Annotated in this window: 11 protein-coding genes; 6 read left to right on the forward strand and 5 right to left on the reverse strand. The window is 43.7% G+C overall.

What is annotated here, in order from left to right; translation table 11 throughout:
- Positions 1 to 174 precede the first annotated feature (174 nt).
- The 5 genes from KY305_RS12100 (at position 175) to KY305_RS12120 (ending at position 4997) form a co-directional block, all read left to right on the forward strand.
- On the forward strand, positions 175 to 1377 hold the full coding sequence (locus KY305_RS12100; protein ID WP_223062739.1) for a GTP-binding protein: 1203 nt from the start codon (positions 175 to 177) through the stop codon (positions 1375 to 1377).
- 63 nt (positions 1378 to 1440) lie between these two features.
- Positions 1441 to 2577, forward strand: coding sequence for a zinc-dependent alcohol dehydrogenase (locus KY305_RS12105; RefSeq protein ID WP_223062740.1), 1137 nt, complete (start codon positions 1441 to 1443; stop codon positions 2575 to 2577).
- A 12-nt stretch (positions 2578 to 2589) separates the two neighbouring features.
- A complete protein-coding gene (locus KY305_RS12110) occupies positions 2590 to 3024 on the forward strand; it encodes an RDD family protein (protein WP_223062741.1) in 435 nt (144 codons plus the stop codon).
- Between the two features lie 75 nt (positions 3025 to 3099).
- Positions 3100 to 3420 (forward strand): YckD family protein, encoded by a 321-nt coding sequence (locus KY305_RS12115; protein ID WP_223062742.1) that lies wholly within the window; start codon positions 3100 to 3102, stop codon positions 3418 to 3420.
- 140 nt (positions 3421 to 3560) lie between these two features.
- Positions 3561 to 4997 carry a glycoside hydrolase family 1 protein gene (locus tag KY305_RS12120; RefSeq protein ID WP_223062743.1) on the forward strand — a complete coding sequence of 479 codons (1437 nt, stop codon included), beginning with the start codon at positions 3561 to 3563 and terminating at the stop codon, positions 4995 to 4997.
- 39 nt (positions 4998 to 5036) lie between these two features.
- On the opposite strand, the gene KY305_RS12125 is transcribed toward KY305_RS12120, so the two are convergent.
- From KY305_RS12125 to hxlA, 5 genes are all read right to left on the reverse strand, one after another.
- On the reverse strand, positions 5037 to 5435 hold the full coding sequence (locus KY305_RS12125; RefSeq protein ID WP_223062744.1) for a competence protein ComJ: 399 nt from the start codon (positions 5433 to 5435) through the stop codon (positions 5037 to 5039).
- A 19-nt stretch (positions 5436 to 5454) separates the two neighbouring features.
- Positions 5455 to 5892, reverse strand: coding sequence for a NucA/NucB deoxyribonuclease domain-containing protein (locus KY305_RS12130; protein ID WP_214800635.1), 438 nt, complete (start codon positions 5890 to 5892; stop codon positions 5455 to 5457).
- 206 nt (positions 5893 to 6098) lie between these two features.
- On the reverse strand, positions 6099 to 7793 hold the full coding sequence (locus KY305_RS12135) for a methyl-accepting chemotaxis protein (RefSeq protein WP_223062745.1): 1695 nt from the start codon (positions 7791 to 7793) through the stop codon (positions 6099 to 6101).
- Positions 7794 to 7912: 119 nt separating this feature from the next.
- Positions 7913 to 8470: a 6-phospho-3-hexuloisomerase gene (gene hxlB / locus KY305_RS12140; protein ID WP_223062792.1), complete on the reverse strand. Its 558-nt coding sequence runs from the start codon at positions 8468 to 8470 to the stop codon at positions 7913 to 7915.
- Complete coding sequence (hxlA, locus tag KY305_RS12145) at positions 8470 to 9102, reverse strand: 3-hexulose-6-phosphate synthase (RefSeq protein ID WP_223062746.1); 633 nt, start codon at positions 9100 to 9102, stop codon at positions 8470 to 8472. The genes hxlB and hxlA overlap by 1 nt, the downstream gene beginning before the upstream one ends.
- 231 nt (positions 9103 to 9333) lie before the next feature.
- Here hxlA and hxlR point away from each other — a divergent pair, with 231 nt between their 5' ends.
- Positions 9334 to 9696 carry a transcriptional activator HxlR gene (gene hxlR, locus KY305_RS12150; protein WP_214800639.1) on the forward strand — a complete coding sequence of 121 codons (363 nt, stop codon included), beginning with the start codon at positions 9334 to 9336 and terminating at the stop codon, positions 9694 to 9696.
- Positions 9697 to 10055 lie beyond the last annotated feature (359 nt).

Raw genomic sequence — 10055 nt, forward strand, 5'->3', positions numbered from 1 at the left:
ACGGAAGACACGTTTTTCATCGTGTCTTTTTTTTGTGATTTATAATTTTTTCTTGATTTCAGACGGATCATACAGCAAAATAAACAGTAATGATTACGATTTATCATGATGCAGATTCGGGCGGAACATGAAAAATAAATCGTAATGATTCTATTTTATAAGGAGGATACATTCATGAAAAAAATTCCGGTTACGGTATTGAGCGGCTATCTAGGTGCTGGAAAGACCACTATTTTGAATCATATATTACAAAATCGCGACGGCTTAAAAATTGCCGTCATTGTCAATGACATGAGCGAGGTGAACATAGACGCCGGCTTGGTAAAGCAGGGAGGCGGCTTATCCCGAACGGATGAAAAACTCGTAGAATTATCCAACGGCTGCATCTGCTGCACGCTGCGTGAGGATTTACTGATAGAAGTTGAAAAACTGGCAAAGGACGGACGATTTGATTATATCGTGATTGAATCCACGGGAATCAGCGAACCGATCCCTGTCGCCCAAACATTTTCTTACATAGATGAAGAAATGGGCATTGATCTTACGAAATTTTGTGAATTAGACACAATGGTGACGGTGGTTGATGCCAATCGTTTCTGGCATGATTTCCAATCTGGTGACAGCCTCTTAGACCGTAAAGAAGCAGCCGGGGATGAGGATGAACGGGAGATTGCGGACTTATTGATTGACCAAATAGAGTTTTGCGATGTGCTCATTCTAAATAAATGCGACATGGTGGGCGAAAAAGAGCTTGATCAGCTTGAAATCGTTCTCCGTGCATTGCAGCCCCGGGCAAAGCTGATCCGCTCCGTCCGCGGGGAGATTGCTGCTGATGACATTTTGAATACCGGTTTATTTCAGTTTGAGGAAGCGAGCTCATCAGCGGGATGGATCAAGGAGCTGACGGCAGGCCATGCAGAACATACCCCTGAAACCGAAGAGTACGGCATCACTTCGTTTGTGTATTCACGGCGGCTGCCATTTCATACCGTGCGTTTTGACAACTGGATTCACCAATCGATGCCTGAAAACATAGTGCGGGCCAAGGGAATTGCCTGGTGCGCGACACACAACAGCTTGGCACTGCTTATGTCTCAAGCGGGTCCGGCGGTCTCAATAGAACCTGTTTCCTATTGGGTGGCCGCTATGCCGAGGCTTGAGCAGGAGCAGATCAAACAGCAAGAACCGCAGATCATGGATGACTGGGACCCTCAATTCGGTGATCGCCATACCAATCTGGTCTTTATCGGAACGGATTTAGATCAAGAAGCCATCACAAAGGAATTGGATCAATGTCTGCTTACGGCATCTGAGTTTGATTCAGACTGGTCACAGCTCGAAGATCCGTTTCAATGGGAAATCCAGCGGGCGGAATGACATACTGGCCGTGTTTAAATGAAAGTGAAGAGGGAAGGAGTGATAAAAAAGGAGCTGACCCAAATGAAAGCACTGACATATCAAGGGAAAGAGCATATGGAAGTGAAAGAAGTGGCTGCGCCCGAAATTCAAGATGAAAGAGATGTCATCGTCCGCATCACCGCAACGGGAATCTGCGGATCAGACCTTCACTTGTATAAAAACGGAATACCTGCCGATCCGGGGTATATCGTCGGTCACGAACCGATGGGAATTGTGGAAGAAACGGGAAGCCAGGTGCAAAAACTGAAAAAAGGTGACCGCGTCGTGATCCCTTTTAATATAGGCTGCGGGGAATGCTTTTATTGCAAGCATCAAATGGAAAGCCAATGTGATGAGTCAAACCCCAATCCCCACACGGATGCCGGCGGCTTATTCGGCTTCTCTGAGTTTAACGGGAATTTCCCCGGCGGTCAGGCTGAATATTTACGTGTTCCTTATGCCGATTTTTCTTCCTTTCTTGTACCGGCAGAAAGCGAACTTGAAGATGAACAGGTGCTGTTTTTGTCAGATGTTATGCCGACAGCCTTTTGGAGTGTTCAGCACGGCGGGGTGAAAAAAGGTGACACGGTGATTATTCTTGGCTCCGGGCCGATCGGTTTAATGGCGCAAAAATTTGCCTGGAAAAAGGGAGCAAAGCGGGTAATCGCTGTCGACCAAGTCCCGCATCGCCTTGAACATGCGAAACGCACAAACGGAGTGGAGACATACAATTTCGCAGAACATGATGAAATCGGAAAGCTGCTTCATGAACAAACTTCAGGCGGCGCCGATGTCGTTATAGACTGTGTCGGTATGGACGGCACACCGCTTGCAAAGGAAAATGCAGACCAAAAACCGAATCAGTTCGGAACCATCAGCCCGATTCTGACAGCGTCAGAAGCCGTAAAGAAGTTTGGCACCGTCCAGCTCACCGGCGCTTACATTTCTGAAGCGGATGGCTTTCCGATCGGTGATTTTTTCACACGAAACGTCTCATTAAAAATGGGACAGGCACCTGTCATACATCTGATGCCGCTGCTGTATCAAATGGTTGAACAAAAAGAAATTGATCCGACAGATATCATTACACACAAAGTGAGTCTTGCCGAAGCCCCTGCCGCATATGATATATTTGACAAAAAGAAAGATGGCAATATCAAAGTGATTTTGGAGCCATAGTGAGGAGAAACAATGAATATTTACAAACCGGCTGGGTTTTGGATCAGATTGGGAGCGGTATTGCTCGATTTTTTAATTATTTCAGTGCCTTTGTCTATCATTTTTATGCTGATAACAGGAAAAGATCCGAATGACAGCACATTGATCAGCGTCATTTTGACAGTCTACTCTATTGTGCTGCCTGTATACTGGAATGGATATGCCATCGGCAAAAAGATTTGCGGAATCCGCATTGTAAAAAAAGACGGTACTCAGGCGGGTTTTCTCACCATGATTTTAAGAGTGATTGTCGGCGGCCTTATTTACGGAGTTACATTTGGCCTAGCTGCTATCGTGAGCGCATTCATGGTCGGAATAAGAGAAGACAAACGGTCAATTCACGATTTCGTGGCCGGAACGTATGTCACTTACGCACGGCCTGGAGAAGGGATGGAAAAGAGCGAATAAATTTTCGCTCTTTTTTTGTATAAAAAATGGTTGAAGGCACAACATATGACAAACAGCTAAAGGAGGAAACAGATAATGAAAAAAGCTGCGTTACAGTTGATCGCGGTATTCATTGCCTCAATGTTTTTTTCAATACCTGCGCACGCCGCTGAAACGAAAATGCCTTCAACCATGTCACTCACAGAACAGCAGAAAAAAGAAATAGAAGTGCTGGAAAAAGAAATATTGGAAAAACGCAAACATGTGATTTCCAAGTATGTAGAGTATGGTGTATTGCCGAAAGAAAAGGCAGAGCATATAAAACAGCATATGGACAGACACTTTAACATGAAGAAACAAAATGGCTTTATACCGAAACCTCCCCCGCATAAGCTTGAAAAACGCCACCATTCTTGAGCATCCAATTTTCGTTGGATGTTTTTGTTTTTCTCTTGTTAGATAGAAGAGACGATGACAGACCTCTAATTGAGGATTGCTCTGAAACGCGTTTCATAACGTATGATATGGGTATCAAACGCATCGGGAGGATGAAACATATGATTCACGAAAAACCAGGCTCTTTCCCTGATACATTTTTATGGGGCTCAGCTTCTGCTGCCTATCAAGTTGAGGGGGCGTGGGACACAGATGGAAAAGGCCCTTCGGTATGGGATCTTTTCACAAAAATACAGGGTAAAACGTTTAAAGGCTCAAACGGAGATACAGCAGTCGGCCATTATGACCGTTATAAAGAAGATGTCGCATTAATGGCAGAAATGGGTCTGAAAGCTTACCGGTTTTCTGTCAGCTGGCCACGAATCTTTCCAAACGGAAGAGGTGAAATTAACGAGGCCGGAATAGCATTTTACGAGAACCTGATAGATGAATTGATTTCTAAAAATATTGAACCGGTCCTGACGCTTTATCATTGGGACTTGCCTCAGGCGCTTATGGATGAATACGGCGGATTTGAATCGAGAAATATAATCGACGATTTTAATGAATACTGCATTACCTTATACAAAAGATTTGCCGGCAAGGTGAAGTACTGGGTCACATTAAACGAGCAGAATTACAATTTTCATAACGGGTTTATCACCGCAATGCATCCGCCGGGAGTAAAAGACAGAAAACGATTTTACGAAGCGAACCATATTGCGTTTTTAGCTAATGCTAAAGCTATTGAATCATTTAGAAAATATGTGCCCGGCGGCAAAATCGGACCGAGCTTTGCTTATTCACCGGCTTATCCGCTTACCAGCCGCCCGGAGGATATAACTGCTTTTGAAAACGCCGAAGAATTTATGAATCATTGGTGGCTCGATATGTACTCTTGGGGAACATATCCTCAAATTCCTTTCCGTTATTTAGAGGAAAAAGGCTGGGCACCGACGGTGGAAACTGGTGATATGGAACTCTTGGCAAAAGGCAAGCCGGATTTTATCGGAGTTAATTATTATCAGACGATTACGTATGAAAGAAATTCACTTGACGGTGTATCAGAAGGAAAAATAAACACGACGGGTCAAAAAGGCACGAACCAGGATACTGGAATACCGGGGCTGTTTAAAACGAAGAAGAACCCAAATCTTGTGACAAGCAATTGGGATTGGACCATTGACCCGATAGGCCTGCGAATCGGCCTGCGGCGAATTACGAGCCGTTATCAGCTGCCTGTTTTTATAACAGAAAACGGTTTGGGTGAATTTGATAAAATAGAAGAAGACGGCTCAATTCAGGATGATTACAGAATTGACTACTTACGTTCGCATCTTGAACAGTGCAAACAGGCCATAAGCGACGGGGTGGATCTGGTCGGTTACTGCAGCTGGTCATTTACCGATTTATTAAGCTGGCTGAACGGCTATCAAAAACGGTACGGTTTTGTATATATTAACCGTGATGAGGAAAATGAGAAGGATTTGAAACGCATTAAGAAAAAGAGCTTTTCTTGGTATCAGCATGTGATCGAAACAAACGGCGAAAGTTTATAAAGAGTGCCCTGAGAGAAGAGGACTTCTCTCAGGGATTTTTTATTTTGAGGCTGCATCAATAATATACGTATCTGCATGAAGGTCTGATGATTCAGCTGGAACTGAATAACAGGTAAGGATGTATTGCCCTTTGGGAAGATCAAAGAAAAGCCGTTTTGACATGATACTCTCAATCTCAATTCCTTCTTTTACGGCCTCAAATGGAACAGTCACTTTTTTCTCATAGGAATGAACCGGCTCACTGCAGTTAAGCCGCAGCACAATAAACACTTTTTTGTTTCTCTGGGCTTCAAACGAGACAGCTCCGTCAGCTTCCGCATATCCTTTTTCAATTGCTTCATCAGTCCAATCAATAACAGGCGGTTCTGAATCTCTTTGGAAGATTGTAAATTGATGATAAGAAATGGTAAGTTCTTGCGGTTTCCATGATTTAATCAATGGCTGTTCCTCCTGCCTTTTATTTAATCTTAAACAAAACTCTCGTTCCGTCGGGATCATTGGTAAGCTGGTGCCCCACCCAAGAGCCGGCTCCCCGGTTGTCTGCCGGAGAAATATATTCCACGGAAGCGTTTGTTCCGCCTTGCTTACAAACCGCCATCGGCCACTCATCTCGATCATATCCCGTTTTAACCGGTATATCTTTAAGAGATTGCTCGCGCCGCTTATGTACGCCGTCTCTGTCAATGGTGCATATGCTGGAATACCCTTCTTTTATCGCGTCCTTAATATGCTTTGCTGTTTCCGGATATCGTTCGGACGGAAAATTGATCACTTTATCGTAATCTGCTTGCTGAACGGCCTGCTCGTTATCTGAGAAAATATCGCCTTTTATCAGGGCCGTGACTGCTCCGGCAATGATGATGAGAACAAACAGCAGTGCTTTCAATGTTTTCAAGAGAATGAATCACCTCCAATCTTCAGTTGCTGTAAAGCTGGTCCAAGAATAAATCAGAATCCGCCGGCTGTAAAGCAGCGAAAAAATATTTTTCGGCTGCAAATTCGTTTGATATCTCCTAATTTGGCCGGGGAAATCATTTTTTCTATGAAAAAACCGATTTAAAAATGATTTTTCCCGCGGCTGTGCGCGGAAATTACTGGTTGCTACCGAATGTTAAATTGACTTATTATAGCGTTAAGCTCACCCGCAAGATGAGAAAGGGTATCTGACGCAGCCGTGATTTCTTCCATAGCAGCAAATTGTTCTTCGGCCAATGAAGCCGCTTGCTTCGTATTCGAATTAGACTCTTTAATGTCGGCTGTATTAGCCGTAAAGGAGGCCGTTATTTCCTGGGCGCTTGCCGAGATATTTAGCACAGAAGCTGAAAGGCTGTTGACCCCAAGGCTGATCTCTTCCATAGCGTTTACGATGTCGCTGAAAACGAGTCCGATGCGCTGCATCATATTGACTCCTTCTGCTGCCTCTGTTTTTACGGATTCAATAGAAAGAGAGGATTGTTTCATATCAGACTGAATTTCTGCAATTACTTCAGAAATTTGGCCGGTTGATTTTTGAGATTCCTCCGCGAGCTTCCTGACCTCATCTGCGACAACCGCAAAGCCTTTTCCGTGTTCTCCGGCTCTTGCAGCCTCAATTGACGCATTTAGTGCAAGCAGATTTGTTTGATCTGCAATCTGCGTAATGGCCGAGACAATTTGGTCAATTTGTTTCGAACGGCCGTCAAGGAGCCGGAGCATTTCCTCGCTTTTTTGGATGGATTGATGAATTGTATTCATTTGCTGCTGAGCGTTTGCCATCTCTTTACCGCCAATTTTTGCTTTCTGCTCAGCATAATGGCCTTTATCAGCTATATCTGATGCATATACCGACATTTGTTGAATATCGCCTGCTGTTTGCTCCATTGCCTCTTCATTTCTTGAAATTCTTGTCATTTGCTGTTCAGAACGGTTTGCAATTTGCTGAACGGCTTCCGTAATTTTTTCTGAGGCCTGATTTGTTTCTTCTGCGCCTGCCGATAATTGCTCCGATGACGAGGCAAGCTGTTCCGCCGAGCGCTGGACGGTTTGAATGGTGCTGCTTAACTTCAATCTCATTTTATTGTAGGAGACACTCAAATCAGCCAATTCATCGCTGGACTCATCTGATATATCTTTTGTCATGTCGCCGTTTCCGGCACTTTCAAATGCGAGATTTAAACGGTTCAGACGTTTATTGATTCTTCTGGTGAAAAGTGTGACCAAAACGACAGACAGTATAATAACTGCAGCTAAAACGGCAGCAACTTGCGTAAGTATAGATTTCGTGAGCGATGTTAATACACTTTGATTTGCACCTGTGTACAGCATTCCGATAGTGGTGCCGTTTTTATCTTTTAAAGGCAGGTATGCCGTTTGATAGGAAGACCCTGCGACGTCAGCTTCGCCGTAAAATGTTTCTCCGTTTTTAAGTACGGTTTCGGTGACATCGGCAGCTGCTTCTGTACCAACAGCCCTTTGTCCGTCTTTCATGACGTTAGTTGCGACGCGGGTGCTGCCCTGAAAGATGGTAACGGTGTCGCCTGTTTCTTTACCGAGCAAATCAACGAGTTCTTCATTTTGATTAATTAACGTGTCCCCTTTGTAAAGCTTATCTTGCTTAATGACCCAATCGCCTTTGATTGTATCGCCTATATAGCGGCTGCTTAGAGAAAGATCACCCTTTGCCTTTTCGGTGGCCATTTTTTTCAGGCCGTCCGTCATATCCTTGAAAAAAACAATTCCTGCTGCTATTGCGAATAACAGTATGATGGAAAGAACCATACATAATATTTTGGTTCCCAGTTTAAATCTGATTTTCATCGTAATTCCCCTTGCTTTATTAATTTGCCATCTTATTTGATATCGGTTTTCTTTATAAAAAGTTAATGAGGAAGGGAATGGGACGAAAAAACGGCCACCTGAGGATGGCCGTCAAAACATTATTCAAGATTCGCATGCTTTGTAAACATGGTTTCCGAGTTCAGTCCTTTTTTCTCCATGATAGTTAAGATAACTGCATCATAAAACAGCAGGAGGGTTTGTTCGAATAAAGTTCCCATAGGCTGTATTGTTTTACTGCTTCCGTCGGCTTTGTCTTTAGCAGAACCGGGCATTGTAATCGTGACATCAGCGAGTTTGCCGAGGCTTGATTCAGGGTTTATGGTTAAAGCGGTGACGATGCCGTTTAGGCTTTTCGCTTTTTCCGCTGTATGAACAAGGCTTTTCGTTTCGCCGGATCCGGAGCCGATAATAACGAGGCCGTCTTCATGGAGTGGCGGGGTGAGCGCCTCACCGACGATGTAAGCGTTCAGCCCTATGTGCATCATTCTCATGGCGAAAGATTTGGCCATAAAACCGGAGCGCCCTGCTCCCGCCGTGAAGATTTGGCCGGCTGACAATATCTGCTCCGCAAGTTTGTCAGCTTCGCCGTCCGCAATGAATGCCGCAGAACGGGATAATTCATTCAGGATTTCAGTTAAATAATCGGTCGTTTTCATCATCCTTGTGTGATCAGCTGTTTCATTTTTGAAGCGGTATCCGCTTTATTGTCAGCGCCCGTTATTCCCCCGCCGACAATGATAAGATCAGGGTTCTGTTTCACGGCTTCAGAGAGCGTCTCAAGTTTAATGCCCCCGGCAATTGCGGTTTTTGCGTTTTTAACTGCCTTTTTAATTGTTGTCAATTCCTCGAAAGAGTTTTTTCCTTCCGCCTGATGATCATAACCTGTGTGTACACAAATATAATCAACACCCAGTGCGTCAACTTCTTTCGCCCGTGTTTCAAGGTTCTTAACGTTAATCATGTCGACGAGAATTTTCTTTTGCTGTTTTTTTGCTTCCTCCACAGCGCCTTTGATTGTTGAGTCGCCGGTTGCGCCGAGAACAGTGATGATGTCGGCTCCGGCTTCTGCCGCTTTCATGATTTCGTATCCGCCCGCATCCATGATTTTAAGATCGGCAAGCACTTTCAGATGTGGGAAGGCTGCTTTCATTTCTTTTACGGCCTTTAATCCTTCATTGATCACAACCGGAGTTCCGATTTCGACAACGTCCACATATTGCTCTACTTCTTTTACAAGTTCGATTGCCTCCGGGATATTCACTAAGTCTAACGCCAGCTGTAATTCCATTACATATCCACTCCTCTTTGTGATGTAGTTTACATTCTAATGAGTGTCCTGCACGTTGGGAAGTACGCACTTTCAAGTCAAATAGTTACTTTGAGGATACCGTCGCCCGCAGGCCAGCCGCTTTCTTTCGGGTAAAATCACGTGTTAGTATAAGTAAAGAGGTTTTTGTGAAAAAGTAAGTGATGTCTATAGATGATGAACATATAAAAAGTATGGGAAGGAAGATTAACCATGAGCCGTATGGATGAGAAAACGTTTAATTGTGAAAAGGAATTAACGCTTGCCGTGATAGGCGGGAAGTGGAAGATGCTTATTATGTGGCATCTGGGGAAGGAAGGCACAAAGCGGTTTAATGAGTTAAAAGCTTTAATCCCGGATATTACGCATAAAATTCTTGTGAATCAGCTTAGGGAGCTGGAACAGGATCTGATTGTTCACCGGGAAGTATATCCGGTCGTCCCCCCGAAAGTGGAATATTCCTTAACGGCCCAAGGGGAGAGTCTTATGCCGATTCTGGACGCGATGTATGAGTGGGGAAAAGAATATATGGAATTAATCAACATTGATAAAAAAGTGATGAAAGAATCTTTTTAAAGCGCTCTGTTTAATATAATAGAGGGCTTTTTTTGCGGTCTTTTGAGATCATATTGCGAACGGCTGTATGTGCTTTTTCGGTTTTTGCGCTGTCATGCAGACAATCCATAAAGTTTGTAAAGATTGTGAGTTCTGGAATAGCTGGAGATTCATCTGAAAAACATTATATTTTAAAAATTTTTAATTTTATGTAAATAATATTTTTGGACATATGTTGCGGGATGCCGCAAAAAACCCTCTGTTTTTGTCGGATTTTTTTTCGGTGTGCCGCATGAAACTTTTCACCCATTTTTCGGTGATAAAAACAAATTTTTCATATAAAGTGAACTTAAGTAGATATATAGAAATACATGAAGAAA

This window comes from Bacillus sp. YC2, from assembly GCF_019891195.1.
Taxonomy (GTDB): domain Bacteria; phylum Bacillota; class Bacilli; order Bacillales; family Bacillaceae; genus Bacillus.

Coding starts and splice junctions, on each gene's coding strand:
- KY305_RS12100 (WP_223062739.1), top strand. CDS start 175: ATGAAAAAAATTCCGGTTACGGTATTGAGCGGCTATCTAGGTGCTGGA.
- KY305_RS12105 (WP_223062740.1), top strand. CDS start 1,441: ATGAAAGCACTGACATATCAAGGGAAAGAGCATATGGAAGTGAAAGAA.
- KY305_RS12110 (WP_223062741.1), top strand. CDS start 2,590: ATGAATATTTACAAACCGGCTGGGTTTTGGATCAGATTGGGAGCGGTA.
- KY305_RS12115 (WP_223062742.1), top strand. CDS start 3,100: ATGAAAAAAGCTGCGTTACAGTTGATCGCGGTATTCATTGCCTCAATG.
- KY305_RS12120 (WP_223062743.1), top strand. CDS start 3,561: ATGATTCACGAAAAACCAGGCTCTTTCCCTGATACATTTTTATGGGGC.
- KY305_RS12135 (WP_223062745.1), bottom strand. CDS start 7,793: ATGAAAATCAGATTTAAACTGGGAACCAAAATATTATGTATGGTTCTT.
- hxlB (WP_223062792.1), bottom strand. CDS start 8,470: ATGAAAACGACCGATTATTTAACTGAAATCCTGAATGAATTATCCCGT.
- hxlA (WP_223062746.1), bottom strand. CDS start 9,102: ATGGAATTACAGCTGGCGTTAGACTTAGTGAATATCCCGGAGGCAATC.
- hxlR (WP_214800639.1), top strand. CDS start 9,334: ATGAGCCGTATGGATGAGAAAACGTTTAATTGTGAAAAGGAATTAACG.